Origin of the sequence: Streptomyces violaceusniger Tu 4113, assembly GCF_000147815.2 — a bacterium.
In the GTDB taxonomy this organism is placed as follows: domain Bacteria; phylum Actinomycetota; class Actinomycetes; order Streptomycetales; family Streptomycetaceae; genus Streptomyces; species Streptomyces violaceusniger_A.
Genome location: NC_015957.1, coordinates 8,472,884 through 8,499,536 on the forward strand (window position 1 = coordinate 8,472,884; position 26,653 = coordinate 8,499,536).

Sequence of the window (26,653 nt, forward strand, 5' to 3'; positions counted from 1 at the left end):
GACGCGGCCACGGAACCGACCCCGGACACGAGCCGCGAACCGACCCCGCCGGACGACGCCCCCACCAACCCGGCCCGAGCCCGGGACCGAACGCGACCGGACCTCCCCGGCCCCCACACCCAGCCCGCAGCCGAGCGGCACCCGCAGCCCGACGACGCGGCCACGGAACCGCCCCCAGCCACGAGCCGCGAACCGACCCCGCCGGACGACGTCCCCACCAAGCCCGCCCAAGCCCGGGACCGGCGACGCCCCAAACCCCCGTACCCCGGCACCGAGCCATACCCAGGGCCCGGCGACGCGACAGCGGATCCGCACCCGGCCCCCGAAAACCACCCCACCCCCACCGCACAAACCCCGCCCGGCGAGCGAGAGGACGAGCGAGCCGGGGCGGGGCCCGAGGAGGCCAGCCCGTGATTCGGTTCGAGCAGGTGTCGGTCCAGTACGACGGGGCGGCGCGGCCTGCCCTCTCCGGGGTGGAGCTGACCGTCCCCGAGGGGGAGCTGTGTCTGCTTGTCGGCCCGTCCGGGGTCGGTAAGTCGACACTCCTGGGTGCCGTCTCCGGTCTCGTACCGCATTTCACCGGTGGCACCCTGCGCGGCCGCGTCACCGTCGCGGGCCGGGACACCCGTACCCACAAGCCCCGTGAACTGGCCGACGTCGTCGGCACCGTGGGCCAGGACCCGCTCGCGCACTTCGTCACCGACACCGTCGAGGACGAGCTGGCCTACGGCATGGAGTCCCTCGGCATCGCGCCGGACACCATGCGCCGCCGGGTCGAGGAGACCCTCGATCTGCTGGGCCTCGCCGAGTTGCGTGACCGTCCCATCGCCACGCTCTCCGGTGGGCAGCGGCAGCGCGTGGCGATCGGCTCGGTGCTCACCACCCACCCCCGTGTCCTCGTCCTCGACGAACCGACCTCCGCGCTCGACCCGGCCGCGGCCGAGGAGGTGCTGGCGGTCCTCCAGCGGCTCGTGCACGACCTGGGCACCACCGTGCTGATGGCCGAGCACCGCCTGGAGCGGGTGGTGCAGTACGCGGACCAGATGATCCTGCTGCCCTCCCCCGGCGCCGCCCCGCTGGCCGGGCCACCGGCCGAGCTGCTGCCGCTGTCGCCCGTCCAGCCGCCCGTGGTGGCGCTGGGCGGACTCGCCGGGTGGCCGTCGCCGATGCCGCTGTCCGTACGGGACGCGCGCCGCAAGGCGGGGCCGCTGCGGGAGCGGCTGGCGTCGCTCACCCCGCGGACGGTGGCCGATCCGCCGCCGGGCGCGCCGGTGGGCGAGGTGGCGCGGCTGTCCGTGCGCCATGGCCGGGTCGAGGCGCTGCGCGGAGTGGACCTGTCGGTGCGGCCGGGCGAGACGGTGGCGCTGATGGGACGCAACGGGGCGGGCAAGTCCACGCTTCTGGCCGGCCTGGTCGGGCTGCACGAACCCACCTCGGGGTCGGTACGGGTCGGCCCGGGCCGGGTCGTACCGCATCGCACCCGCCCCGCCGAACTGCTGCGCCAGGTGGGCCTCGTACCGCAGGAGCCACGCGATCTGCTCTACGCGGACACGGTCGCCGCCGAATGCGCGGCGGCCGACCAGGACGCGGGCGCGGCGCCCGGCACCTGCCGTGAGCTGGTCGGCCGCCTGCTGCCGGAGGTGGCGGACGCCGCCCATCCCCGCGATCTGTCGGAAGGACAGCGACTCGCGCTGGCCCTGGCCGTCATCCTCACCGCCCGTCCGCCCCTGCTGCTGCTCGACGAGCCGACGCGCGGGCTCGACTACGCGGCGAAGGCGCGGCTGGTGGAGGTGGTGCGGGGGCTGGCGGCGGACGGCCATGCGATCGTTCTGGCCACCCACGATGTGGAGCTGGCGGCCGAACTCGCCCACCGCGTCGTCATCCTGGCCGAGGGCGAGGTGGTCGCGGACGGGCCTACGGCGGAGGTGGTGGTGTCCTCCCCCGCGTTCGCCCCGCAGGTGGCCAAGGTCCTGGCGCCGCTGCCGTGGCTGACGGTGCCACAGGTGCGCGAGGCACTGGAGGGAACACCGTGAGCGGGCAGCGCCCCCTGAGCGGCGAGCCACGCCGGGCCGAGGCGTACGACACCCAGCCGACCCCTGGGTACGGCACCGAGCCGACCGCCGCGTACGACACCGAGCCGACCGCCGCGTACGACACCCAGCCGACCGAGGCATACGGCACGAAGCCGACCACGGTGTACGGCGCACAACCGACCACGGCATACGGCACAGAGCCGACCGAGACGCACGGCGCCGAGCCGACCGAGACGCACAACACGAAGCCGACCGGGACGCACGACACGAAGCCGACCCCGACCTCCAACGGCCGCATCCGGGCCGTACGCCTCGGCCCCCGCTCCGTGGCGGCGCTCGCCCTCGTCTCCGCGATCGGTGTCGTCGCCTTCGGCTGGCCGCTGTTCGCACCGGGCGACTCCGGGATCACCACCCATGCCGCCGACGCGCCCTGGCTGTTCGCCGCGCTGCTTCCGCTCCTGCTGGCCGTGGTCGTGGCGACCATCGCGGACACCGGTCTGGACGCCAAGGCCATCGCGATGCTCGGGGTCCTGGCGGCGGCGGGGGCGGCTTTGCGCCCGCTGGGCGCGGGGACGGCCGGGATCGAGCCGATGTTCTTTCTGATGGTGCTGTCGGGGCGGGTGCTGGGCCCCGGTTTCGGCTTCGTCCTCGGCGCGGTGTCGATGTTCGCGTCCGCGCTGCTCACCGGTGGCGTGGGGCCGTGGATGCCGTTCCAGATGCTGGCCATGGGCTGGGTGGCGATGGGCGCGGGACTGCTGCCGGGCGCCGCCCGGCTGCGCGGCCGGGCGGAGTCGCTGCTGCTCGCCGGGTACGGGGCGGTGGCGTCCGTGGCCTACGGAACGGCCATGAACCTGCAGGGCTGGACCCTGATGCAGGGCATGGCCTCGGGGATCTCCTACGTCCCCGGCGATCCGCTCGGCGACAACCTCGCCCGCTTCGTGGCGTACTGCCTGGCCACCTCGCTGGGCTGGGATCTGCCGCGCGCCGTGGTCACGATGCTGCTCACCCTCACCCTCGGCGGCGCCATCCTCAAGGCCCTGCGCCGAGCGACCCGCCGCGCGGCCTTCGAAGCCCCGGCCACCTTCGAAGCCCCGGCCACCTTCGAGGCCCCCGCCACCCCGGAGGAACCGGCCACCCCGGAAGAACCAGCCGCCCCGGAGGAACCGGCCACGCCCAAGGCCCCGGCGGCCTCCGGGGACCCGACCACATCCAAGGCCCCGGCGGCCTCCGGGGACCCGACGCCCCCACAGCCCCACCGCCCCAGCCCTACAACCGCTGAATAATCGTCCCCGTGGCCAGCGCCCCACCCGCGCACATCGTGATCAGCGCGAATTCCTTGTCCGCGCGCTCCAGTTCATGCAGCGCCGTCGTGATCAGCCGCGCCCCCGTGGCCCCCACCGGATGCCCCAAGGCAATCGCGCCGCCGTTCACGTTCACCTTCGCCAGGTCCTGTCCGAAGACCCGTGCCCAGGACAGCACCACCGAGGCGAACGCCTCGTTGATCTCGACCAGGTCGATGTCCTTCAGCGTCATCCCGGCCTTGCCGAGCACCGCCTTCGTCGCGTCGATCGGCCCGTCCAGATGGAAGTGCGGATCGGTGCCGACCAGGGCCTGGGCCACGATGCGGGCGCGCGGGCGCAGCTTCAGTGCCCGGGCCATGCGCTTGGAGGCCCACAGCACCGCACACGCGCCGTCGGAGATCTGGGAGGAGTTGCCCGCGGTGTGCACGGCGGTCGGCATGATGGGCTTGAGTCCGCTCAGCGCCTCCATGCTGGTGTCGCGCAGCCCCTCGTCCCGGTCGACCGCCCGCCACATGCCCTCTCCGGACGTCTGCTCCTCCTCCGTCGTGGGCACCTGCACCGCGAAGGTCTCGCGCTTGAACCGTTCCTCCGCCCAGGCCCGCGCCGCCCGTTCCTGGGAGATGAGCCCGAGGGCGTCCACGTTCTCGCGGGTCAGGCCGCGGTGGCGGGCGATCCGCTCGGCCGCCTGGAACTGGTTGGGCAGATCGACGTTCCACTCCTCCGGGAACGGTTTGCCCGGTCCGTGTTTGGAGCCGCTGCCCAGCGGCACCCGCGACATGGCCTCGACCCCGCAGCCGATGCCGATGTCGATGACACCGGTGGCGATCATGTTGGCCACCATATGGTTGGCTTGCTGCGACGAGCCGCACTGGCAGTCCACGGTCGTCGCCGCGGTCTCGTACGGCAGGCCCATCGTCAGCCAGGCGGTGCGCGCGGGGTTCATCGACTGCTCCCCCGCGTGGGTGACCGTACCGCCGACGATCTGCTCGACGCAGTCGGGCTGAATGCCGGTACGGGCGAGGAGTTCGCGGTAGGTCTCGCCGAGCAGATAGGCGGGGTGGAGGTTGGCGAGCGCGCCTCCGCGCTTGCCAATGGGGGTGCGTACGGCTTCGACGATGACGGGTTCCGCGGCCATGGCTGTCTCGTCCTCTCATCGCATCCGCGGGGCTCCCGGCAGCGCCCGCGCCAGAACTAGTACGCGTTCTAGTTCTTCAGCTCAGTCTGCTGAGGCCCGGCCCGGCGGCGCAAGGGTTGTGCAGGGGTTGAGCGGACCAGGGGCGGCGCCGATCCCCCGAAACAATGGCCGCGTTCTCTCTTGCGACTTGTAGAACCCGTTACTACGTTGCGGACACTTCTGATAGGCCGTCAGATCTCCCGTCAGATCTCTGGAGTGGCCATGTCCTGTCCAGCGCTCCCCGAAGGCTTTGACCTCACCGACCCCGACCTCCATCAGCACCGCGTGCCACTCCCGGAGCTCGCCCGGCTGCGGCAGACCGCCCCGGTGTGCTGGATCCCCCAGCCCCACGGCATCGCCGGCTTCGGCGACGACGGCTACTGGGCCGTCACCCGCCATACCGACGTCAAGGAGGTCTCCACCCGGCCGGAGATCTTCTCCTCCCGCGCCAACACCGCCATCATCCGCTTCAACGAGCACATCCAGCGGGACCAGATCGACGTCCAGAAGCTGATCATGCTCAATATGGACCCGCCCGAGCACACCCGGGTCCGCCAGATCGTGCAGCGCGGCTTCACCCCGCGCGCCATCCGCGCCCTCGAGGACGCCCTGCGCGACCGCGCGGAACGCATTGTGGCAGGGGCCCGGGAGAGCGGCAGCGGGGACTTCGTCACCGATGTCGCCTGCGAACTGCCGCTGCAGGCGATCGCCGAGCTGATCGGCGTCCCCCAGCAGGACCGGTCCAAGATCTTCGACTGGTCCAACAAGATGGTCGCGTACGACGATCCGGAACTGGCCATCACCGAGGAGATCGGCGCCGAGTCGGCCATGGAGCTGATCTCGTACGCCATGAACCTCGCCGCCGACCGCAAGGCGTGCCCGGCCAAGGACATCGTCAGCCGGCTGGTGGCCGCCGAGGACGAGGGCAATCTGGGCTCGGACGAGTTCGGCTTCTTCGTGCTGCTGCTCGCCGTCGCCGGCAACGAGACCACCCGCAACGCCATCAGCCACGGAATGCACGCCTTCCTCACCCACCCCGACCAGTGGGAGCTGTTCAAGGCCGAGCGCCCCGCCACCGCCGCCGACGAGATCGTGCGCTGGGCCACCCCCGTGATGTCCTTCCAGCGCACCACCACCCAGGACACCGAACTGGGCGGACAGCGCATCGAGGCGGGCGCGCGGGTCGGTGTCTTCTACTCCTCCGCCAACAACGACCCCGAGGTCTTCGACCGCCCCGAAGGCTTCGACATCACCCGCGACCCCAACCCCCATCTGGGCTTCGGCGGTGGCGGACCGCACTTCTGCCTCGGCAAGAGCCTGGCGGAGCTGGAGATCCGGCTGATCTTCCAGGCCATCGCGGACACCCTCCCGGACATCCGGCTCGCGGGCGAGCCCCGGCGGCTGCGCTCGGCCTGGCTGAACGGGATCAAGGAGCTGAGGGTGACCTACACATGACGTGCTCCCCGGCCCGAAGTCCGGGGATTCCCCACCTAGAGCTGCGAACCCCCGCCGTCGACAGGGAACTCCGTTCCCGTCGAGAAGGTCGCGCCGAACGCCAAGTAGGCCACCGCGGCGGCCACTTCCTCGGACGACCCCAGCCGCTGCATCGGGATGGTGCTCCGGTAGGTGTCCTTCATCGTCTCGAGGACGTCGGCGGGGACGGAGCGGTCCAGGATGCCCGTGTCGATCGGACCGGGGCTCACGGCATTGACCCGCACCTTGCGCGGCAGCAGCTCGCGGGCCAGCGTGCGCGTCATCGACCGCAGGGCTGCCTTGCTCGCCGAGTAGACACTGAGCGCGTCGACGCCCAGGACGTTCACCACCGACGTGGTGAGGACCACGCCGCTGCCCTCGCGCAACAGCGGCGCCAACGCCTGCACCGTGAAGTAGGGGCCCTTGGTGTTGACGCCGAACAGCGCGTCGTACATCTCCTCCGTCGTCGAGTCGAACGGCGCGGACGCGGTGACGCCGGCGTTGACGAACAGCGCGTCCACCGCGCCGAACCGCTCCTGGACCGTGCCGGCCAGCGCCTTGATGTCCGTCAGGGACGCGGCGTCGCTGCGGACGGCGATCGCCTTGCCCCCCAATTGCTCCAGCGCGGTGTCCAGGGTGGACCGGGTGCGGCCGGTGATCAGCACGTGCGCCCCACCATCCGCGAACAACCGGGCCGCGGCCAGGCCGATACCGCTGCTTCCGCCCGTGATCACGATCTTCTTGCCGTCATAAGTGGTCATGCCCGTAAGCCAAATATCCACCGGCACCCCCTGTCCAAGACCTGTTCCGCATGCCGCCATGTCCCAGGCGTATGACGGCAGGCGACGTACGCTGGGCGAATGGACGTCGATCTGCGGCTCGTGCGCTATTTCACGGTCGTGGCGGAGTACGGCAACTTCGGCCGGGCCGCCACCAGGCTGCACCTGGCGCAGCCGTCGCTGAGCCGCCAGATCCAGCGACTGGAGGCTCAGCTCGGTGTCCGGCTTTTCGACCGCACGCCGCAGGGCAGCAGCCTCACCGACGCCGGTCGGGCGTTCCTGCCCAGGGCCCGGATACTGCTCCACGAGGCCGAGCAAGCCGCTCGCACGGCCAGAGCCGCCGTCCAGCCCCGCACCGTCACCGTCGGCTGCGCCGAAGGACTGGTCATCACCGCCTGGGTACAGGAACTGCGCCGCCGGCACCCTGACGACCAGATCCGCACCCGGCACCTCGACTGGCGGGACACCCGCGCCCTCGCCGAGGGGCGGATCGAGGCCCTCGTCGCGTACCGGCCCCTGCCCTTCCCCACGGACGGCTTCCGGGTGACAAAGCTCCATGAGGAATCGCGGGTACTTCTCACGTCGGCGAGTCATCATCTGGCGCACGAGAAAGCCGTCAGCCTGCGGGCTCTGTCGGACGAGGAACTGGTGACCTGCGTCAGCACTCCGGTTGTCTGGAGCACGCCCAAGCCGGTCGGCGACCGGCCGGCACCACCCCCGCCCGCGATCGACGACGCTTACGAGGACAAGCTGGAGCTCATCGCCACCGGCCACTGTGTCGCGATCTTCCCTGCCGGCGATCGACGCGCCGCTGTGCGCGAGGACATCGCCCTGGTGCCCGTCATCGACATCGATCCCTGCGAGGTCGTGCTCGTCACGCGCGCCGACGACCCCGACCCGCTGCTCGGATCGCTGGAAGACGCCGCACGTACATTGCTCGCCACAGCCCCCCGGACGCGGGCACACTGACCGCCATGAGCGAGATGTACGGTCCGCACGGCGCGGCGGGCGATCGGCGAAGACTCTTCGACTTCATAGCGCTGACCGCCCGCCTTCGTGACATCGAGCGCGCCAACAACGCCACCCCGGAGCGCAAGGAAAGCGTCGCGGAGCACTCCTGGCATCTGGCGATGGTGAGCTGGATACTGCACGGCGAGTTCGAACGCGAGGCCGGGCAGCGGCTCGACCTCACCAAGATGCTCAAGCTGTGCCTGATGCACGACCTCGTCGAGATGGACGCGGTGGAGCGGGGCGCCGGGGGCGGTGAGCCCCCGCGCTTCGCCGCGCTCCCCGCGCCGCTCGGCACCGAACTGCCGGCGCTGTGGCGGGAGTACGAGGAGGGCCGTACGCCCGAGGCGTGTCTGGTGCGCGGGGTGGACCGGCTCAACCCCACCCTGATGCGCTGTCTGACCGGCCAGGGCTGGGGCGATATGGCCACCGACAGCCACGCCCCCGTGGACGCGGGGGCGCTGGACGGGCTGCATCTGCCACGGGTCGCCGTGAGCGAGACGCTGCGCGCGCTGTACGAGGAGATCAGGAACGCCTCGGTGGAGGGCGGGCTGCTGCCACCCTGAGCCCCGGGCCGCTTCGCCCTGAGCCCCGCCGCCCCACCGGGCGCCCCGGAACGCCGCTACGTGAACGGCAACGCCCCTACTTGAACGGCACGTTGACGCACGCCACCCGGGCGCCGGCATCCCCGGCCTTGCCCTGCGTGGTGCCCGTCGCATGCTTGTGGATCACCACGGAACGGGCCTCACCGGACCTGAACTGCCACTTCTCCCAGGACTTGGCCCAGCCCTTGCCGGCTCCGTTGGTGGTCACATCCAGCCAGACCTCGTTGTGCGGGTTGGCGTACTTCGGATTGGTCGAGGGCTGCTTGGGATCCTTCTTGTTCTGGTAGTGCGGCCCCGATGAGTCGGGCTTGGTGCCACACGCCTTCGTATGGACATGGATTCCGTAGTGGTGGTGGGGAGCCAGGCCGCGCACGCTGATGAACACGAACGTGCCCTTGTGCATCATGTGGTGGCCATGGTCTTCCCTGCCCTCATGGTGCTCCATGCCCTTGCCGCCCACGCGCAGCTCGGCGATGAACACCGAGGCGGACGTCGGCACCAGGGACTTGTCGTACGTCACCGCACCGGCCTTGTCCGCCTGCGACGCCGGTTGGAACGTGTCGTGGACGAAGACGAAGGGGTGCGGCGGCGCGGCGGCCGCGGGGGTCGCTATGGCCATCGAAGCACCCATCGCGACCGCCGCGGTTACTGCCTTCACCAGGGACATCGTTGAACCCTCCTCGGTCGGGGTCCCCGCTCCCCGTCTCGATTCCCGGATCCCCCCGTTTCAAGCTTTTCCGCCCCTTTTCACCACGCTAGACCCGCTGGTCATGCCGCTCAACGCGAGCCTGTCCCTCTTTCGGGGGCTCGTCCGCGGCATCGGATTGATCCTTCCCGGCGGGCTCGGCGTCGTCATGCTCACCGCTGCGCTGCCGCACCAGCCCCGGCACCAGCCCTCTGGCCCGGGCGAGCGCGGTGCCCATCGACGCCGACAGCGGTGGCGCCTCCTCGCGCGGGCGCTTGCCCACACCGAGTAGCACGTACTGCAGCCCGAACCCGGCCGAGACGATGGCCGCGCCGCCGATCGCGTCCAGCACATAGTGGTTGGCGGTGCCCACGATGACCGCCGTCGTCAGCAGCGGGTACAGGAGGCCGAGCACCTTCGCCCATACGTACGGCGCCACGATCGCGATGACCACCCCGCACCACAGCGACCACCCCACATGCAGCGACGGCATGGCCGCGTACTGGTTGGACAGCTTGGTGAGCGCGCCGAAGTCCGGGTTGTTCAGGTCCTGCGGGCCGTGCGCGGTGTCCACGTACCCGAGCCCCATCAGCCGCGGCGGGGCCAGCGGGTAGAGCCAGAAGCCGACGAGGGCGAGCATCGTGGCGAAGGCCAGCGGCGTACGGGCCCAGCGGTAGGTCGCCGGGCGGCGCAGATACAGCCAGGCCAGCAGGGACAGCGGGATCAGGAAGTGGAAGGTGCTGTAGTACCAGTTCATGAAGTCTTTGAGCCATGAGGTGTCCGCCACGATGGCGTTGAACCAGTGCTCGATGTCGATGTGCAGCCAGCCCTCGAGGGTGAGCACCTGGTCTCCGTGGCCCTCGGCCACGCTGCGCTCGTCCGGGGCATGGGCGCGGATCCAGGAGTAGGCGAAGTAGCCGACCCGGATCACCATCAGCTCGAGCATCAGGTTCGGGCGGGACAGCGGCCGCTTGAGGAAGCGCAGCAGCGGCACCCAGGCGAAGCGGCTCTTGGCCGGGTCGGCGACCGGCGTCGGCTCGGGGTCGTTCCAGCGCGGCGAGGTGCGGGAGTGGAACGGCACCACACAGGCGGCGGCGAGCGCGGCGAGAAGCGGGGCATTGTAGCCGATATGGCCCAGGATCTCGATGTCGGGCAGCAGCGCGGTGCGGCTGAGCGACATCGTCAGCACCACCAGAACCGGCCACACCAGCCGGTCGGAGCCGCGCCGCCCCACCCGGCCGACCACGGCCAGCAGGATCCATAGTTGCTGGTGCTGCCAGGAGGTGGGCGAGACCGCGAGCGCGACGCTGCCGGTGATGGCGGCGGCGAGCAGCAGTTGCCCGTCCTTCGCGTAGTGCACCGCGCGCCGCAGGCCGATCACCGCGACGGCGACCGCGAGCACGGCCAGCAGCGCCAGCTCGACCGGGCCCTCGAGACCGATGCGCAGCAGCAGCCCGTGCAGCGACTGGTTGGCCAGGCTGTCGGCGGGCGCGCCGAGCCCGGCACCGCCGATGTGGTGGCCCCAGTACGTCCACGAGTCGTGCGGCATGGCCGCCCAGGCGAGCGCGGTGCACACGGCGAACGTGGCGCCCGCGAGCGTCGCGGCCCGGCGCCGTCCGATCAGCCACAGCACGACGCCGAACAGCAGCAGCGCGGGCTGCAGCGCCGCGGCCACCCCGATGAGCACACCGGCCTGCCGCCCGGAGGTTCTGGGCAGCACGGTGAGGACGACCAGGAGCACCGGGATGATGCTGGTCTGGCCGAGGGTGAAGGTGTTGCGCACCGGAAGCGAGAGCACCAGCAGGCTGATGGCCAGCGGTGCGGCGATCAGCGAGGTGCGGCGGGAGACCGGGCCGGGCAGCGACCGGGCCACGACCAGCCCGAGGATCACGACCAGCAGCAGGGTGCCGAAGGTCCAGGCGACCCCGAGGCTCTGCTCGGCGGCCCGGGTCAGGGGCTTGAGGACGAGCCCGGAGAACGGTGTGCCGGTGAAGGAGTCCCCGTCGTACAGCGACCCTCTGACATGCAGCACACCGTGTTCGCCGATCCAGGTCTCCAGATCGGTCAGCCGCTCATCGGGGGGCAGCCGCAGCACCGCCGCCGCCTGACGGAGCGCCAGCACCCCGGCCAGGAGCCACAGGGCCGCGAGCCCCATTCTGGTCCGTGACGTCCGCGCCCCGACGGCACCGGGGCCCGGCCCCCTGTCCGGGGTTCTCCCCAGTCCGCTCCGCTCCACGTTCGCCACGCCGTGCCGCTCCCCCACTCGCCCTTTTCACCTGTCCTGGATGTTTGGAGACCCTACTGAGCCCACTACTCAGACGCCGAACACCCCCACTTCACCTGACCGTCGTCCGAGGTTGTCCGAAAGATGTCAGGCTGTGGCAGGGTGCTTGCGCTCCGCGTGAGTCCGTACGGTCCGGCCCAATTTCACCAGGGCTGCGGGGTGCGCCGCGAATCGGGACCCGCGGCGCGCTGAAATGTTCCCGGCGTCACTCCGAAGCACCGCACGAACCACCGGTGGAAATGGCTCTGGCCGGCGAACCCCGCCTGGGCCGCGGCCTCTGCCGCGCTACGGCCCGCCACCAGCAGCCCGCGCGCCCGGCGCAGCCGGAGCTGCCGCTGGAAGTCGCTCGGCGCCATCCCGTAGGCGGCGCGGAACGCCCGGTAGAGCGCGAAGCGGCTGCACCCGGCGGCCTCCGCGAGCCGCGCCGCCGGGATCTCCTCCAAGTACGCCCCCTCCAGCAGCGCCCGGGCCCGCCGCGCGGCCCGCGCCTGCTCACCGCTCCCGCCCGGCAGCTCCCGGGCGCGCAGCGGCCCGGTGGCCCCGCGCCGCACCAACGCCCCGACGGCCGCTGTCAGCCGCTCGTCCCGCACCAGTGGACCGGCGCCGCCGACCAGGGCGGTGTGCAGCCGCAGCAGGGCGGGGACGAGTACGGGATCGGAGACCACCGGCCGGTCGAACAGTGGCAACGCCGCCCGGTCGGCCGCGCTGGCGGTCACATCGGCGAGGACATTCCGCATCACATCGGGACCCATATGGACGATGCGGTACTTGTAGCCGAGTTCGGCGGCCGCCTCCCCGTCATGCGGATCGTCTGGATTGAAGACCATCACCATCCCCGCCCCGCTGGTGCGCAGCGCACCCCGGCACCGGAAGCGCTGGGCGCCGATCTCGGTGACGGCGAAGGAGTAGGCGTCATGGCTGTGGGGATGGAAGCGATGGCTGAAGAAGTGGGCGTGCATGGCCTCCACGGCCCGGTCGGGATCACGCCAGTACCGGGCCCAGTCCGCAGGCCCCCGCTCCCCTTCTCCCGCCACACCCACGCCCCCATTGTGCCGCTGTGCCGGGTCGACGCCGACGCGCTGAACCTGGTCGGCCTCGCGGTCCACGGGCCGCGCGGCCAGGTGGACAAGGTGACCAAGGGCCTGAAGCTGCACGGCTGAGGGTGAGGCACCGCCGACGCGCGACATCGGCTACGGCAAGATGGGGCCATGAGCGTAGTCAAGATCAATGTGCTGTCCGTGCCGGAGGAACAGCGCGAGGTGCTGGAGAAGCGCTTCGCGTCACGCGCCGGAGCCGTGGAGGGCTCCGACGGTTTCGAGTGGTTCGAGCTGCTGCGCCCGGTCGAAGGGACCGACCAGTACCTCGTCTATACGCGCTGGCGCAGCGAGGCGGACTTCCAGGCGTGGATGGAGGGCCCCATGAAGGCGGCCCACCAACACGGCGGCGAAGACGCCCCGAAGCAGAAGCCCGCCGCGGCCGGCTCCACCCTGTGGTCCTTCGAGGTCGTCCAGCAGGCCGCGCCCAAACAAGGCTGAGACGGGCCCCTCACGAACATCGTCGGCCCCCTGGCCCAGGCCCGGGGGCCGGCGATGGCGACCTTCCCCCCAGGCCCTGAGGGCCATTGACCCCGCTGCTCGCCCCTGAAACAACGACCTGGCTCAACGGGACGCCGTCACCATGGACCACACACCGAACCACTGCTCGGCGCCGTACTCCTCGAACCGCTCCACCTCGGTGAACCCCAGCTTCGCCGCGAGGCGCATCGAGCGGTCGTTGGCGGTCTGGGTGCAGAGCACCACCGGCTCCCCGGGAAGCGCGCCGGCGAACCAGCCGAGTGCCGCCGCGCACCCCTCGGCGGCGTACCCGCGTCCCCACGCCTCCGGCAGGAACACATAACCGAGTTCGGCCTCCCCGGCATCCGGACGGACATGGCCCGGACGCTCCGCGTCGCGCCGATCGAGCGTGATCATGCCGATCATCGCTCCGTCGAGATCGACCACGAACAGGCCAGGACGCCGCCCGGGCACCTCAGGCACCGCGGCTTCGAGTTCCTCACGCGATCGAGGGCCACCCAGATAGGTGCGTACCTCCGGCGACGCGAACAGCTCGATGAACGCCGCCCGGTCCCGGGCCTCGGACTCCCGGAGCACGAGCCGTTCGGTCCCTATCGGGGCAGGTGGCCAGGCGACGGGCCCGAGTCCAGTCATGGCGGGCAACTTATCGCATGCCCGGTTGGCGGCTGGCCACTAGCGCCGATACGCATCGGGGGCACTGGCACGGCGGCCACACCGAAGTCTCCAGCGGCATCAGGGGCTCGGTGGACCTGATCACGCGCGTCGGCCCGTAGGTCTTCCCGCTGTCGCGCGACACTCGCAGCGTCATCATCGGGCGGCCCTTCACCGGGCTGCCTCGCTGTGCAGCGGGCCGTTGTGGTGCCGCTGGAGTTCGATGAGACACGTGGTCGCCCACTTTTGATCCCCGTTACGCCTTGCTTCGGCTTGCTGTCGTAACAGTGCCCCGCACACATCGCAGTCGTCGTCGGGCGTGTTCGCGGGTGGGGTGGCTGGGCTAGTGTCCGACACGTTGTCGCTCCCGTTAGCGATGGCCATGCCCCCGGGCCGGTCGCACGGTCGCGGGGGTCCTTGCGTACGCCCAAGACAACCGCGAATGCGTGGTCGCGGTTGGTGATCGCCTGGTGACTACGTGGTGACAGCCGTACCCTGGTCACCATGAACAGCGGGGAGTTCAGCCAGAGGGTCCGCGACCTGCTCCGTGACCGGGACATGAGTGTTCGGGCGGTCGCCCGCCACCTGAACTACGACCACGCCTATCTGTCCCGCGTACTCTCCGGGAAACAGCAGCCGTCGAGGCAACTCGTCACGGCACTGGACAACCTGCTCAAGACAGATGGGGAACTCGCCGAAATCGCGGTACGAGTAGCACCGCCGACAGTTTCGCCGGAAGCCGCTGAATCACCGGCCATCACTGATCGGATACTCAGCCTCAACGAGGCACGCGGAGCCGACTTCGTACAGGCCATCCGGGAGACCTCCCATCGCCTGGTCGTCCTGGACAACGAACTCAGCGGAGTATCCATCGCAGAGCCCGCAGGCCGCGCGTTCAAGGTCGTGCATCGGCGGCTCGGAGTCGGAGACTACGATCTCCAGTACGAGCGCGACATTCAGTCGGCCGCCGCAGAACTCGCCGAGATCGCCGGCTGGGCTCTTTTTGACGCGGAAAGAAACGGCGCCGCCCAACGCTTCAACCATCAGGCACTGTTCCTCGCGAATCTCTCGGGGGACCGCTCCATCGCATTACTGACGCTGCAGAACATGGCGATGCACAGTGAATGGCGTGGACGGAACCAGGAGGCGCTGTCCATCGCCCGGTCGGTGCTCAACCGTGGACGGCTGTCCCCGCGCGTCGAGGCGATGTTCCGCATCCGTGAAGCGAAGGGACTGGTCGGCACGGGACGTACGTCGGATGCCATCGAGTCGCTTCAACGCGCCCGGTCGCTCATCGAGGACGGGAACGATGTCGGCGAGCCGGACTGGGCATGGTGGGTGACCCACAGGGAAATTGACGGCCACTGGGGTCACGCACTTCAGATCGCCGGTGACGTACAGGAAGCCATCGAGCGGCTACTGCAGTCCGCACAGCCAGGGCGTGGCGTCGCGACCGGCTACGCAGGTATGTCCTCCGCACGGCTCGCACAATGCCTACTGGACGTCAATGCCTGGCGCGATGCGGAAGACATCGTCAGTTCCCTGGTCACCGCCGCACCCGGAATCTCCTCGGGGCGGACCCTCCGCCTCATCGGTCATGTCGCCGAGCAGCGCGAAAGGCTGAACGGTGCACCGACAAGCCTTACGGATACTCTTGAGCACTTGTCAGAAAAGCTCGACGAGGATCCATTCACGCTGTGATACGCGAACCCTGGGCCATGCCGAGATCGCCCCGAGGGCGGCGCTGGTGCCGCCCTCGGGGCGATCGGGTATCAGCGGCGGGTTTCGATCTTCAGGTCACCTGCGGTCACCTTGCGGATGTGGTCACTGGCGAGCATGTCGTGCGGGAAGCCGAGTTCCATCGCGCTGGCCTCGTCGAGGCGGGCCAGTTGGGCGGCGGTGAAGTCGACCTCCAAGGCGCCCAGGTTGTCCTCCAACTGCGCGGGGGTGCGGGCGCCGATGATCGGTGCTGTCACGCTCGGATTCCGCAGGGTCCAAGCCAGCCCGACCTGGGCGGGTGTGAAGCCCAGCTCCGTGGCGACCTCCTTCACGACATCGGCAATGGCAAGGTTACGTTCGGTGAGCGTGCCCAAGGCGAGGTTGAAGCTCTTGCGGGTGCCGTCGCCGGATGCGACGTTCGTCGCGGTCAGGTCGTCGCGGCTGTACTTGCCGGTGAGCACCCCGCCCGCCAGGGGTGAATACGGGAGCACACCCAGCCCCAGCTCGCGTGCCATGGGGATCAGGTCACGTTCCCCGGAACGCTCGATCAGGTTGTATTCGATCTGGAGCGCGACCAGTGGCGACCAGCCGCGCAGGTCGGCGATCGTCTGCATACGCGAAATCTGCCAGGCCGGGGCGTTGCAGATCGCCACGTACAAGATCTTGCCCTGCCGGACGAGATCGTCCATGCCGCGAAGGATCTCCTCGACCGGTGTCGTGAAATCCCACACGTGCAGGTAGAGCAGATCGATGTAGTCCGTATTGAGCTGTCGCAGACTCGCTTCCACCGAGGTGAACAGGCTCTTGCGGTGGCTGCCCGCGGAATTCGGGTCGCCGGAGCGGCGCAACGTCGTGTATTTCGTCGCCAGCACCAGGCTTTCACGGTTGTCGCGGGTGAATTCGCCCAGCATGCGCTCGGAACTGCCATTGCTGTAGGTGTTGGCGGTGTCGATGAAATTGCCGCCGCGCTCGACGTAGAGGTCGAACAGCTTGCGCGCCTCGTCCTGCTCGGCTCCCCAGCCCGACTCGGTACCGAAGGTCGCCGCGCCCAGCGCCAGCGGTGAGACCCGCAGCCCGGAGCGGCCCAGCAGCCGGTAGGTGTCGAGGGTGAGGGACATCGTGTCCTCCTGTGCTTGCTCGTGATCCGTTGTCGAGCACAAGCCTGTGACCGCCGCGAGCCGGGGATAAGGGAAGGAGTTTCCTGGGAAGGCCAGTCCCACCCTGGCTGTTGAAACGCATATGACGACCCACACCGTGGACACCACACAGGAGCTGGCCGCGTTCCTGCGGGCCCGGCGCGAGCGGCTGGACCCGCGCGAGCTCGGTCTGCCGTCGCGTCGGCAGGCCCGGCGGACCCCGGGACTGCGCCGCGAAGAGGTCGCCGAACTGGCCGGGGTCAGCGTCGACTACGTCGTGCGGCTGGAACAGGGGCGCGGGCTGCGGCCCTCGGCGGACGTGGTGGACGCGCTGGCCCGAGCGCTGCGCCTGCCCCCCGTCGAACGCGCCTACCTCTTCAACCTGGCCCAGCAGCGCCCCCGCAACGCCGACAAGCCCGCCACCACCGCGGCGCCGCCGCTGGCCCATTTGGTCACCGACTTGTCGCCGCTGCCCGCCATGCTGATGAACCACCGCTACGACATCCTGGCCTGGAACCACGAAATGACGAGGCTGCTACTGGATTTCGACACCCTGCCGCCGTCTCAGCGCAATGCGATGTGGCTGTGCCTGAGGCATCCGGAGATACGCGAGTTCTACGTCGACCGGGAACGCGTCGTACGAGAGGGGATCGCCCACCTGCGCGCCGCGTGGGCCACGCATCCGGAGGATCAGACGCTGACCGACCTCATTTCCGAATTCGTCACTCATGACGAGGAATTCGCGCGACTGTGGGCCGAGCGGGAGATTCAGGTAAACGGCCGCGGGCACAAGGTGATGCGGCATCCTGACGTCGGTGTGATCGCAGTGGATTTCGAAGTGCTGATACCGCTTCAAGATCCGGATCAGCGATTGGTGATCTTCCGCCCCGCAGATGATAAGAGCCAGTCGGCATTGGACCGGTTGTGCGCACGGTGATGTCGACCTCGGCCGTCGACGCTGCGATCGTTGCTGTGGGGCGCACACTCTCACGGAGGCGTCGATGGATCGGCATGATGACGACAGCACGCGAGCGGTCTGGAACCGGTCCCAGTCCAGCGGTTGGATGCTCGCCGTCGGCGCGATCCTGGCTCTGGGACTGATCGCCTTCGCCGTCGTCGACGAGACACATCGGTCCGTCAGCCTGGGCCTACTGCTCGCGGCGGCCGCGTTCCTCGTCACGGGGGCCATCAAGGTCACCGTTTCCCCACGCGGCGTCACGGTGGCCTCGGCTCTCCTCCCCCTCCTGCGGCAGCACATCCCGATGGACCGGATCAAGGCTGCCACGGCCCGCCGGACCCGCCCCATGGAGATCGGCGGCTGGGGCTACCGATGGAAGCCGGGCGTGCGGGCGGTCTCGCTCCGGAAGGGCGACGCGCTCTGGCTCGAACTCACCCGCGGAACCCGCTTCGTCATCACGATCGACGACGCGCAAACGGCGGCGGAACTGGTCAACCGCTACCTTCCCCCACGCCACAAGGACCATTGACCGCTCAACCGGACGGCGTGACCGCGGACCACACGCCGAACCACTGCTCGGCGCCGTACTCCTCGCACCGCCCCACCTCGGTGAACCCCAGCTTCGTCACGAGGCGCATCGAGCGGTCGTTGGCGGTCTGGGTGCTTCGGTGCACGGACTACCCGTTCCCCGGCGCCTCGGTCCGCCAGCCGAGGAGGATCGCGCGGAGCCCTTGCTCGGCGAGTCGCCGGGCGCGCTCGTTGCTGATGGTGCCGAGGGAGCCGAGCGATGCGATGCCGTACAGGGTGCCCCAGATGATTTCGCATGCCTCGTCGGGGTCGGCCAGGACCACGTCGTGGGTGTCGGACCAGGTGGTGAGCAGTTCCTTGAGGACGCCGATGGCCGGTTCCGCGGCGCGGCGGCGTTCGTCCGCGCCGACCGCGGTGCCGTTCATGACTTCGTAGAGGTGCGGATGCTCGCCGGCGAACCGGATGTACTCGGACGCGATCCGCATCATGCGCCGGTCGATACCGGACTCCTCGGCGGCCTGCCGGAACTCGGCCAGCATCAGGCGGTGGCCGTAGGCGACCAGCTCCAGTACGAGTGCGTCCTTGTTGGCGAAGTGCTGATAGACGACAGGTGCGGAGTATTCGATGTCGGTCGCGATGCGCCGGATCGTGAGCGCTGCGGCGCCGTCAGTCTCAAGGACATGCAGCGCGGCCTCGATGATCCGCTCGCGGGTGCTCGCCCGTTCACGGGCCCGTCTTGTGCTGGTGGGCATGCCCCGTCTCTTCACTCCGTCGGTGTCCTCGAACAGTATCTGCCGTCCTTGACGACGCCGTCACGGCGCAGCTATCTTAACGGCGTTAGGAAATCTAACGTCGTTAGGAAAGGGGTACTCGGCATGCTTTACCACATCAACCGGGCCACGATGAAGGCCACCGCGACGCCCGAGCAGATCGAGGCAGCGCTGGAGAGCTGGCGCGAGCAGGGCCGCTCGAATCCCGCGATCAAGTCCTTCATCGTCGGCCGCGACCACGGCGGCGACTACGAGTACAGCGCGGTGTTCGTCGTCGAGGACCTCGACGGACTCTTCGCGTATCTCACTCACCCGACCACCTACCAGACCGACCACCTCGGCCTGAACCTGGTCGAGCGACTCGAAATTTTCGACGTCAGCGACGACGACGATCCCGAGCTGGACGCGAAGATCCAGGAACTGCACCGGCGCCGCAACGAACTCGCCCCTGAGGTCGCGGGAATGCTCGCCGACGTGCCCGCCTACTCCGGCTCCGGCGTGAATGACTGACCGAGATCCAACCCCTCGTGCTGGGCGCGGCAGTGCCCCCAGGACGTCCGCCAAAGATCATCCCTATCCAGGAGACGTGCCTGTCATGGCCGATCATGTTGTCATCGGCGCCGGCTCGATCGGTTCGAACGTCGCCCGCCTGCTCGCCGAGCGCGGCGAGAGCGTTCGCATCGTCACGCGCAGTGGCTCAGGCCCTGAGCACCCGCTGATCGTGCGGGTCGCCGCGGACGCCTCCGACCCGGCCCGCCTGACCGAGCTGTCCCGCGGCGCAAAGGTGATCTACCACTGTGCCAATCCGCCCTCGTACACCATGTGGGAACGCCTGTTGCCGCCGTTGCAGACGGCGGCGATCGCCGCCGCCAAGGCGAATGACGCCGTCCTGGCGCTCACCGGCAGCCTCTACGCCTACGGCCGGCAGCCCGGCGGCCGGATGAACGAGCACACCCCCATGGCCGCCACCGGGCGCAAGGGCCGCCTGCGTAAACGGATGTGGGAACAGGCCCTCGCCGCCGGTATCCGTACCGTCGAAGTCCGCGGCGCCGACTACATCGGTAAGGACGCGACAGGCATCTACTCCATTTTCATCGAGCCGGCTCTGCAGAAGGGCCGCGCTGCCTGGATCACCGGCCACCTGGACATGCCGCACACCTTCACCTTCAACGGCGACATGGCGCGGGCCCTGGTGGCGCTCGCCCAGGATGAACGCGCGTGGGGCCGGGCCTGGCACGTTCCGTCCCCGCCCGCCCTCTCCATTCGCGAGCTGGCCCGGCGTTGCACCGAGGCTGCGGGCCGGCCACCGGCCAAGCTGATCCAGATGCCGCGCTTCGTGATGCGTACAGCGGGGCTGGTCGTGCCGATCGCCCGGGAGGTGGCCGAGATGGACTACCAGTGGTACGCGCCGTTCTACATGGATGCGACGGAGACGGCTGATACCTTCGGCCTTTCCGCCACCGACCTTGACACCGTCATCCGCGACCAGGTCGGCGCGATCAGAGATTGAGGATGCCGCTTCGGCGAGAAGCTGACCGTCGTCATCGTCCTGGCACCGGAAGCCTTGGTCGCGCACACTCCAACGGGCCAGCGAATCCTGATGATGGTGAGCACCGCTGGTGACGACCGCGCCGGCCAGGCCCTCGATGGCATCGAGGTGGCCGGTCAGGCGCAGCGTGAAGGTTCCCTCGCTGTGGCGCAGGGCGTTGGTGACGCCAGTGGCCCGGGTCATGTGCCATTCGTGGCGTGGTACGGCCGGCACACTCCGCCGTCGTAGTCGGTCGCGATCTCCAGTACCTCGCGCCCGTCGGACGAGGGCAGCAGGCTGGAGCTGTAGTTGGGGCAGGAGTCGAGCTTGTCGGATTTCACGGTGACGGGGGCCGGGATCTCGCGCCAGGCGCCGTCGCCGCCCTTGCTGTTGGTCCAGATCGTGCGGCCGCTGCCCTCGGCCCTGCTGCCGTCCGCGTTGTACATCGCCTGTCCGATCAGCAGCAGCTTGCCCTGCGGATTCCCCGCCTCCGGTGCCCAGGCCAGGTTCGGCGCGTGCTTGAAGTACTTGCCGTCGGCCGTCTCGGGCCGGATGCCGAGGTTGGTGGGGTCGCCCCAGTCCCATCCGTCGGGAGAGGTGCGGTAGTGCACGACGCAGGAGAACTTGGGGTCCTGGGAGCAGATCTCGTACGTCATGACGTACGTGCCGGTCGGCAGCTTCCGTACGACCGCCATCCCGGGGCGGTCGGAGGCCGGGGTGCCGGCGACGGTGTCGTGGAGGCCGCTCCATGAAACGCCGTCCCGCGAGCGTACGGCGACGAGCTTCTGGCTGTGGCGCGGATCGGTCTCGTCGGAGTAGTGGCAGACCAGGTTCCCCTCCGCGTCGATGGAGAACTCCGGCTCCCACAGCCCCTTGGTGTCCTCGGCGGTCGCGACCGTGGACAGATGGGACCACTTCCGGCCCACGTCGGTGCTCTTGAACACCTCGATCGTCATCCGGCGGCCGGGCGCGTCCTGGCCGAAGGAGGCGGCCCACAGCAGCGTGCCGGCCGGCATGTCGCCGACCTGTTGCGGCAGCTCGTAGAGGGTCGCGCAGCACAGCCCCCGGCCGGCGGCGGACTTGGGGTCGGTCACGGTGCCCACCTGACTGAAGCCGGCTCCGCCGTCGGTGCTCTCCTGGACGGCGCCGATGCCGTTGCCGCCGTCGTGGACGACGGTCGAGGCGAGCACGCGTCCGTTGTCCTCGCCGCTGTGCTGCAAGCGGATCGCCCGGGGGTAGAGGGCCCCGCCGTCGCGCAGCGGAGTGGGGGCGGTCTTGCGCAAGGACTCCGCGTCGCCCGCCCCGCTCTTCGCGGAGGCGTCGGGGGAGCCGCTGTCCGAGGACGCGGCCTTGGTGTCACCGCTGGAGTCACCGTCCTGGCAGGCGCTCAGCCCGAACGCGGCGACGGCGGCCACCGCGACGGCGGCGACTTTACGAGCGTGATGACGTGCGGTGCGAGGTGCGGTGCGGTGGGACATGGGTCTCCCCCTCTTGTCAGCAGGTGGTCCCGCCCTTCGGGCCCTGTGACCACCATCCTCTCCGCCGTCGCTGATGATCCTCTGCTGATCGGCTAACGCCTCACTAACCCGCTCACACCAGCTCGGGCTGCGGTTCCGGTTGCAGCGCGGGTGCGGCCTTCGGTTCCCACAGCCTGGTGGTCCGTACGTAGCCGTGGATCACTGACCCCATGGCCAGCAGGAGAAGCGGTCCGAACAGCCACGGATGTCCGGCCATCTCCATCGGCAGAAAGCGATAGGACACCAGGAGCGCGGCGAAGACCGTCGTGCCGTGGGCGACCAGTTGGATCCCCGACCGGTCCCAGCCGCGTGCGAGCGCGCGCAGCGCGGTCTCGATCGTGAGGGTGAACACCACGCCCGCGATGAGATCCACGCCGTAGTGGTAGCCGAATCCCAGCGTCGCGCCGAGCGTCGCGATCAGCCAGAACGTGCCGGCGAAGCGCAGCAGACGTGGGCCCTGGCGGGAATGGATGAAGATCGCGGTGGCCCAGGCCGTGTGCAGGCTGGGCATGCAGTTGCGCGGGGTGATCTCGTCGAAGGGCATCGGGTGCGGGGGGTTGATCGGTGGCAGGGTGTTCGGCCACATGTTGGCCAGCGCCCAGTGCCCGCCGTCGGCGCCGTAGGCGAAGACCGGCCCGACCACCGGGAAGATCATGTAGACGGCCGGCCCGACGAGGCCGATGACCAGGAAGGTGCGCACCAGATGGTGGCGCGGGAAGCGGCGCTCGGCCGCCACATGACGTAGCTGGTACATCGTGACGACGACCGCGGCCACGGCAAGCTGGATGTAGACGTAGTCGAGGACATGGGCGCCGATAGGGCCGGTGGCCTTGACGATCCGGCCGACCAGCCACGAAGGGTTGCCCAGCGCGTGATCGGCGGTGGCCACGTACTGGTCGAGCACCATCGGGCGGGTCCTGGACGTGATGAGCAGCCAGGTATCGCCCGTCTTACGGCCGGCCACCAGCACCAGGCCCAGCCCGACGCCCTTGAGCAGCAGGGCACGTTCCCGGCCGGTGCGGCGGGTGAGCGCGATGACCACACAGCCCAACATCACCCACAACGCGCCGTTGCCGAAGGGGTGGCCGTCGGTCACCTTCGCGCCGACCGCCCACCGCACCAGGAAGAAGACGATGTCGATGCCGATCGCGGTGCCGACCGCGATGAACCGTTGCCGCCAGGTGAGCACCACCATCATCAAGGCCATACCGGCGTACAACAGGAAGCCCGACTTGGGGGGCAATACCACCTCTTGCACCTGATTGGTGACCGGCCCCGGCAGACCGTAGCGGCGCGCGGTGATCTCCAGCGTGATGAAGAATCCGAGGGCCACCACACTCGCCGCGGCGTACAGCAGCACCCGTGGTCGACGCCACGTGGTGAACGCGGTACTGCGGCTCATCCGGGAAATCACCCGCGATGCTATAGGTATCAATGCTTTGGCCGATTTGCTAGATGTTGGGTATTGGTCACCCTTCGTACCGGATAGCGCCGTTTTCCGGCGAAGGGCGGACGATGGGGGTTCTCGTCGTGGGGTCCGATCATGTTAACGGAGCACTGCGGGCGAGTGCCGTCGCGGCGCCGCAGCCCCCAGTCGGTCACGAGGCTCCCTCGGGGGTCGGTGTGCGTCGCCGTGAGCCGACCGCGCTCGCCCGTATTTCAACATTGCCTGAAACAAGTTCTCGTCATGAGACAGCGCTCGACCCGGGGGTAGGGTCAATACACCGACCCAGAAACACACTCGGACAGAACGAAAGAACGTGCGCGAATGATGGCATCCCCCACTGCCACCGAGAGCGACACCAAACGATCGACCACCGTGTGCGCCGGAGAGGCGAGCGGTGACCGCATACGTTTGAGCGTCTACGACATGCTCATCGGATTGGTCTACACCCCACGTACCTTTTCTTCCGCGAGACGCTCGACGGCGAAGCGCTTCGCGCCTCCCTCAGCAGAACACTGCGCAACTTCCCGATGGTTTCAGGCCGCATGAAGAAGGATCCCGACGGCCGCCTCAGCGTGCTCTGCGACGACAGCGGTGTGCGCTTCATCGAGACTTACGTATCCCAGCCCATGCCGGATCACGGGCCCCACCACACGGCGAAAAAGGGCATCAATCGCTATCTGAGTCAGATCAACCCGCTCCAGGTGGTCGACGGCGACACACCGCTATTCACGGTGAAGCTCACCCATATGAAAGGCGGCGGCTCCGTTCTCGGTGTCACCATGAACCACGCCGTGGCCGATGGATCCGCCTATATGCGGTTCATGGAGAGCTGGTCGAAGGAGCATCGAGGGCTCGGGTACCCCACACCCGGCCACGACCGCGGCATCATCGACGCCCTCGCGGCGCCGGTCGCGGATGACGCCCGGCCGGACAACGACCACTTCACGGTCACCAAGCGCGGCCGGAAGTCCGCCTATGTGGCCCGTATCCTGCTGAGCGCCGTCGCCAAGGTGACGACGATGGTGACCACCCGCTTCACCGCCGCCGAACTGGCCGCCATGAAGGACGCCGCGATGGCCGACCTCGCGGGCACGGAGCGATGGGTGTCGACCAATGACGCGCTGACCGCCCATCTGTGGAAAGTCCTCGGCGCATTGCGGGACCGCCCCGACGCGAGCGAGGAAAAGCTGGGCCTCCTCGCCGACTTCCGTGCTTTCGGCGGCGGGGCCGTACCGGACGGCTACTGGGGCAACACCGTCACCAACACCCGGCCCGGGATGACCGCGGCCGAACTGCGCTCCCGCCCTGTCGGCGAGGTCGCCACGGCGGTCCGCGCGGGCTATGCCGAGAACACGGAGGAGAAAATCCGCCAGGAAACGGCGTTCCTCCGTGCCGAATACGAGGCGGGCCGCCTCAAGCGCGTCCTGCCCACCATGACGCTCGACAAGTCCGAGAACACCATCGTGATCAACAAACTGGTCGAAACTCCCCTTCTACGACCTCGACTTCGGAGCGGGCACGCCCTTCTGGTACGACGTCCCGGCGCTTCCCACTCCCTGGACCGTACTCATAGCGCCGACTCCGGCGGACGAGCCCGGTGGCCGCGATGTGCATATGGCAGTGCCCCGCACATTGGTCCAGACCCTTCAGGAACAGTCCTGGACCGACCGGTTCCACTGTTACGCGGATTCCGGCGAGGCATCCGCGCTGACTGTCGGATCGCCCAAAGCCGGCGGGTGACAAAACCGAAAGCCGAGGAAACCGAAAGCCGAGGAAAGCGGAAGACCCTGGGCCGTGGGGGCCGAACGCCCCCACGGCCCGGATGGGCCCCGCCCTGTCCGGCCTGTCCGCCCGCCCTGTCCGGATCTCATCGGTCCCGGTCAGGGCCCCGTGCCCCGGAACGGTCGGTTCACGTAGTGTCATGGCGTGTACGGGAGTGTCAGCGACAAACCAGCGCCCGCCCGTGGCAGCGGGCAGCACATCCTCGTCGTCGACGATGAATCGAGAATCGCCGAACTGCTCTCGACCACCCTCGAGCTGGCCGGTTACCGGGTCGGCACCGCGGCCACCGGCGGAGAGGCGCTCGATCGGGTCGGACGGGAGCGGCCCGACCTGGTGATCCTCGATGTGATGCTGCCCGACCTGGACGGCTTCACGGTGTGCCGCCGCCTGGTCGCGGCCGACGAGAACCATCCGCCGGTGCTCTTCCTCACCGCCCGCGACTCGCTGGACTCGCTGGTCACCGGCCTCGGCATCGGCGGAAACGACTACGTGACCAAGCCGTTCCGGATCGCCGAGGTGCTGGCCCGGGTGCAGGCCCTGCTGCGCACCCGCACCCGGCGCCGCGAGGAGCCCCCGCCGCGCTACGCGGATCTGCTGCTGGACGATACGACCCGTCAGGCGCGGCGCGGTCGGCGGGCGCTGGAGCTGACCCCCGCCGAGTTCCGGCTGCTGCGCTATCTGCTGGTCAACGCGGGGCAGGTGCTGTCCAAGGAGCAGATCGGCGAGCATCTGTGGGTGGCGGACCACCGGCGTTACGGGGACAACGCCATCGAGAAGCTGGTCTCCCGGCTCCGCCACAAGGTCGACGAGACCGCCCCCGCCCTGATCCACACCCGCCGTGGCTTCGGCTACTGGCTCGGCCGGCTCGCCTCCCCATGAACAGGAACGAGCGCCCGTATGGATAAGCATGGATAAGCATGGATGAGCACTGCGGGGACGGCCGGCGCCATGGCGAGGACGCGTACGAGCGCCAGCAGCGGCTGGAGGTCCTGCTGCATGAGCTGCGCACCTCCTTGACCACCATCCGCGGCTGGGCCGAACTCCCGCTGCAGGGGCTCAGCGACGACCCCGAGCTGATGGTGCGCGCCCTGCGCCGGATCCAGGACGAGGCCGACCATATGCACCAGGCGGTCCAGCAGGTGTTTCCGCGTGCGGACGTCTCCTGGGTACGGCCGCTGGACGCGGAGCCGGTGGATCTGCGGGACGTGGCCGACGAGGCGGTGGCGGATCTGGGGCTGCTCGACCCCGAACGCCCCATCGCCCGCGAGAACTCCGGCCGGGCGACCCTCGTCGCCGACAACCGCATGCTGCGGCACGCCATCCGCAATCTGCTGGGCAACGCGCTGCGGCACACCCCCGCCGGGTCCCCGGTGACCGTGGCGGTGCGCGGCCCGGTGGCCGGGTCCGGTGGGCAGCCGCACGTCGAGCTGTCGGTCAGCGACCAGGGGCCGGGCATGAGCCCGCACGACATCGCCCGGCTCACCGCCCCCCGCTCCGCGGACGGCCGGATCGAGCTGGGCGGCGGCCTCGGCCTCTCCATCGTGCGGCGGGTGGTCGAGCGGCACGGCGGCGAGGTGAGCGTGCGCAGCGCACCGGACCGCGGCACCACGGTCACTGTGACCTTGCCCACAGTCAGCGTTTCGTCAGGAAACTGACCGGAGGGCGTCAGGTCCAGCGGGTTCGCTGGTCATCGTCCCCGTA

Annotated in this window: 25 protein-coding genes and 1 pseudogene; 15 read left to right on the plus strand and 11 right to left on the minus strand. The window is 69.4% G+C overall.

What is annotated here, in order from left to right; genetic code table 11:
- The first annotated feature begins 410 nt into the window (after window positions 1-410).
- Both STRVI_RS34705 and STRVI_RS34710 read left to right on the plus strand, forming a co-directional pair.
- A complete protein-coding gene (locus STRVI_RS34705) occupies window positions 411-2,033 on the plus strand; it encodes an ABC transporter ATP-binding protein (RefSeq protein WP_014060241.1) in 1,623 nt (540 codons plus the stop codon).
- 296 nt (window positions 2,034-2,329) lie between these two features.
- A complete protein-coding gene (locus STRVI_RS34710) occupies window positions 2,330-3,316 on the plus strand; it encodes an ECF transporter S component (protein ID WP_050994059.1) in 987 nt (328 codons plus the stop codon).
- Here STRVI_RS34710 and STRVI_RS34715 read toward each other — a convergent pair.
- On the minus strand, window positions 3,300-4,469 hold the full coding sequence (locus STRVI_RS34715; RefSeq protein ID WP_014060243.1) for a steroid 3-ketoacyl-CoA thiolase: 1,170 nt from the start codon (window positions 4,467-4,469) through the stop codon (window positions 3,300-3,302). The genes STRVI_RS34710 and STRVI_RS34715 overlap by 17 nt on opposite strands.
- Before the next feature lie 261 nt (window positions 4,470-4,730).
- Here STRVI_RS34715 and STRVI_RS34720 point away from each other — a divergent pair, with 261 nt between their 5' ends.
- The gene (locus tag STRVI_RS34720) at window positions 4,731-5,963 is read left to right on the plus strand and encodes a cytochrome P450 (RefSeq protein WP_014060244.1); all 1,233 of its coding nucleotides are present in this window, start codon (window positions 4,731-4,733) and stop codon (window positions 5,961-5,963) included.
- Window positions 5,964-5,998: 35 nt separating this feature from the next.
- On the opposite strand, the gene STRVI_RS34725 is transcribed toward STRVI_RS34720, so the two are convergent.
- On the minus strand, window positions 5,999-6,742 hold the full coding sequence (locus tag STRVI_RS34725) for an SDR family oxidoreductase (protein ID WP_043237010.1): 744 nt from the start codon (window positions 6,740-6,742) through the stop codon (window positions 5,999-6,001).
- Window positions 6,743-6,841: 99 nt separating this feature from the next.
- Between STRVI_RS34725 and STRVI_RS34730 the strand changes: the two genes are divergently transcribed.
- Both STRVI_RS34730 and STRVI_RS34735 read left to right on the plus strand, forming a co-directional pair.
- Window positions 6,842-7,729, plus strand: a complete 888-nt coding sequence (locus STRVI_RS34730) for a LysR family transcriptional regulator (RefSeq protein ID WP_014060246.1) — start codon at window positions 6,842-6,844, stop codon at window positions 7,727-7,729.
- Window positions 7,730-7,734: 5 nt separating this feature from the next.
- On the plus strand, window positions 7,735-8,334 hold the full coding sequence (locus tag STRVI_RS34735) for an HD domain-containing protein (protein ID WP_014060247.1): 600 nt from the start codon (window positions 7,735-7,737) through the stop codon (window positions 8,332-8,334).
- A gap of 76 nt (window positions 8,335-8,410) precedes the next feature.
- Here STRVI_RS34735 and STRVI_RS34740 read toward each other — a convergent pair whose 3' ends face one another.
- The 3 genes from STRVI_RS34740 to STRVI_RS34750 all read right to left on the minus strand — a co-directional run bounded on the left by STRVI_RS34740 (window position 8,411) and on the right by STRVI_RS34750 (window position 12,301).
- Window positions 8,411-9,040 (minus strand): superoxide dismutase family protein, encoded by a 630-nt coding sequence (locus tag STRVI_RS34740; protein WP_014060248.1) that lies wholly within the window; start codon window positions 9,038-9,040, stop codon window positions 8,411-8,413.
- An 88-nt stretch (window positions 9,041-9,128) separates the two neighbouring features.
- The gene (locus tag STRVI_RS34745; protein WP_014060249.1) at window positions 9,129-11,213 is read right to left on the minus strand and encodes a bifunctional glycosyltransferase 87/phosphatase PAP2 family protein; all 2,085 of its coding nucleotides are present in this window, start codon (window positions 11,211-11,213) and stop codon (window positions 9,129-9,131) included.
- 272 nt (window positions 11,214-11,485) lie between these two features.
- The gene (locus tag STRVI_RS34750; protein ID WP_106685770.1) at window positions 11,486-12,301 is read right to left on the minus strand and encodes an AraC family transcriptional regulator; all 816 of its coding nucleotides are present in this window, start codon (window positions 12,299-12,301) and stop codon (window positions 11,486-11,488) included.
- Between the two features lie 90 nt (window positions 12,302-12,391).
- Here STRVI_RS34750 and STRVI_RS51300 point away from each other — a divergent pair, with 90 nt between their 5' ends.
- Both STRVI_RS51300 and STRVI_RS34755 read left to right on the plus strand, forming a co-directional pair.
- Complete coding sequence (locus STRVI_RS51300; RefSeq protein ID WP_251982793.1) at window positions 12,392-12,502, plus strand: DUF2000 family protein; 111 nt, start codon at window positions 12,392-12,394, stop codon at window positions 12,500-12,502.
- A gap of 48 nt (window positions 12,503-12,550) precedes the next feature.
- Window positions 12,551-12,877 (plus strand): antibiotic biosynthesis monooxygenase family protein, encoded by a 327-nt coding sequence (locus STRVI_RS34755; protein WP_014060251.1) that lies wholly within the window; start codon window positions 12,551-12,553, stop codon window positions 12,875-12,877.
- Window positions 12,878-13,000: 123 nt separating this feature from the next.
- On the opposite strand, the gene STRVI_RS34760 is transcribed toward STRVI_RS34755, so the two are convergent.
- Window positions 13,001-13,549: a GNAT family N-acetyltransferase gene (locus STRVI_RS34760; RefSeq protein ID WP_014060252.1), complete on the minus strand. Its 549-nt coding sequence runs from the start codon at window positions 13,547-13,549 to the stop codon at window positions 13,001-13,003.
- Between the two features lie 522 nt (window positions 13,550-14,071).
- Here STRVI_RS34760 and STRVI_RS34765 point away from each other — a divergent pair.
- The gene (locus tag STRVI_RS34765; RefSeq protein WP_014060254.1) at window positions 14,072-15,268 is read left to right on the plus strand and encodes a helix-turn-helix domain-containing protein; all 1,197 of its coding nucleotides are present in this window, start codon (window positions 14,072-14,074) and stop codon (window positions 15,266-15,268) included.
- A gap of 71 nt (window positions 15,269-15,339) precedes the next feature.
- Here STRVI_RS34765 and STRVI_RS34770 read toward each other — a convergent pair whose 3' ends face one another.
- Entirely contained in the window at window positions 15,340-16,404 is a 1,065-nt protein-coding gene (locus tag STRVI_RS34770; RefSeq protein WP_014060255.1) for an aldo/keto reductase, read from the minus strand.
- 136 nt (window positions 16,405-16,540) lie between these two features.
- Here STRVI_RS34770 and STRVI_RS34775 point away from each other — a divergent pair, with 136 nt between their 5' ends.
- Together STRVI_RS34775 and STRVI_RS34780 are read left to right on the plus strand one after the other, a co-directional pair.
- Complete coding sequence (locus STRVI_RS34775; RefSeq protein ID WP_251982794.1) at window positions 16,541-17,359, plus strand: helix-turn-helix transcriptional regulator; 819 nt, start codon at window positions 16,541-16,543, stop codon at window positions 17,357-17,359.
- Between the two features lie 64 nt (window positions 17,360-17,423).
- The gene (locus tag STRVI_RS34780) at window positions 17,424-17,909 is read left to right on the plus strand and encodes a hypothetical protein (protein ID WP_014060257.1); all 486 of its coding nucleotides are present in this window, start codon (window positions 17,424-17,426) and stop codon (window positions 17,907-17,909) included.
- A gap of 4 nt (window positions 17,910-17,913) precedes the next feature.
- Here STRVI_RS34780 and STRVI_RS53090 read toward each other — a convergent pair.
- Window positions 17,914-18,042, minus strand: a pseudogene (locus STRVI_RS53090) (GNAT family N-acetyltransferase); the annotation flags it as partial.
- 15 nt (window positions 18,043-18,057) lie between these two features.
- Window positions 18,058-18,660: a TetR/AcrR family transcriptional regulator gene (locus tag STRVI_RS34785; protein ID WP_014060258.1), complete on the minus strand. Its 603-nt coding sequence runs from the start codon at window positions 18,658-18,660 to the stop codon at window positions 18,058-18,060.
- Window positions 18,661-18,783: 123 nt separating this feature from the next.
- Here STRVI_RS34785 and STRVI_RS34790 point away from each other — a divergent pair, with 123 nt between their 5' ends.
- The gene (locus STRVI_RS34790; protein WP_014060259.1) at window positions 18,784-19,188 is read left to right on the plus strand and encodes a Dabb family protein; all 405 of its coding nucleotides are present in this window, start codon (window positions 18,784-18,786) and stop codon (window positions 19,186-19,188) included.
- A gap of 85 nt (window positions 19,189-19,273) precedes the next feature.
- Window positions 19,274-20,188: an NAD-dependent epimerase/dehydratase family protein gene (locus tag STRVI_RS34795; RefSeq protein WP_014060260.1), complete on the plus strand. Its 915-nt coding sequence runs from the start codon at window positions 19,274-19,276 to the stop codon at window positions 20,186-20,188.
- Window positions 20,189-20,406: 218 nt separating this feature from the next.
- Here STRVI_RS34795 and STRVI_RS34800 read toward each other — a convergent pair whose 3' ends face one another.
- A complete protein-coding gene (locus tag STRVI_RS34800) occupies window positions 20,407-21,684 on the minus strand; it encodes an exo-alpha-sialidase (RefSeq protein ID WP_014060261.1) in 1,278 nt (425 codons plus the stop codon).
- Window positions 21,685-21,796: 112 nt separating this feature from the next.
- Entirely contained in the window at window positions 21,797-23,125 is a 1,329-nt protein-coding gene (locus STRVI_RS34805) for a phosphatase PAP2 family protein (protein WP_014060262.1), read from the minus strand.
- A gap of 479 nt (window positions 23,126-23,604) precedes the next feature.
- Between STRVI_RS34805 and STRVI_RS34810 the strand changes: the two genes are divergently transcribed.
- Genes STRVI_RS34810 through STRVI_RS34820 form a run of 3 tightly spaced genes read left to right on the plus strand, consistent with a single transcriptional unit; the run spans window position 23,605 to window position 26,607 of the window.
- Entirely contained in the window at window positions 23,605-25,170 is a 1,566-nt protein-coding gene (locus STRVI_RS34810) for an acyltransferase (RefSeq protein WP_078505498.1), read from the plus strand.
- On the plus strand, window positions 25,097-25,831 hold the full coding sequence (locus STRVI_RS34815) for a response regulator transcription factor (RefSeq protein ID WP_014060264.1): 735 nt from the start codon (window positions 25,097-25,099) through the stop codon (window positions 25,829-25,831). The genes STRVI_RS34810 and STRVI_RS34815 overlap by 74 nt, the downstream gene beginning before the upstream one ends.
- Window positions 25,832-25,869: 38 nt before the next feature.
- Window positions 25,870-26,607 (plus strand): sensor histidine kinase, encoded by a 738-nt coding sequence (locus tag STRVI_RS34820; protein WP_014060265.1) that lies wholly within the window; start codon window positions 25,870-25,872, stop codon window positions 26,605-26,607.
- Window positions 26,608-26,653 lie beyond the last annotated feature (46 nt).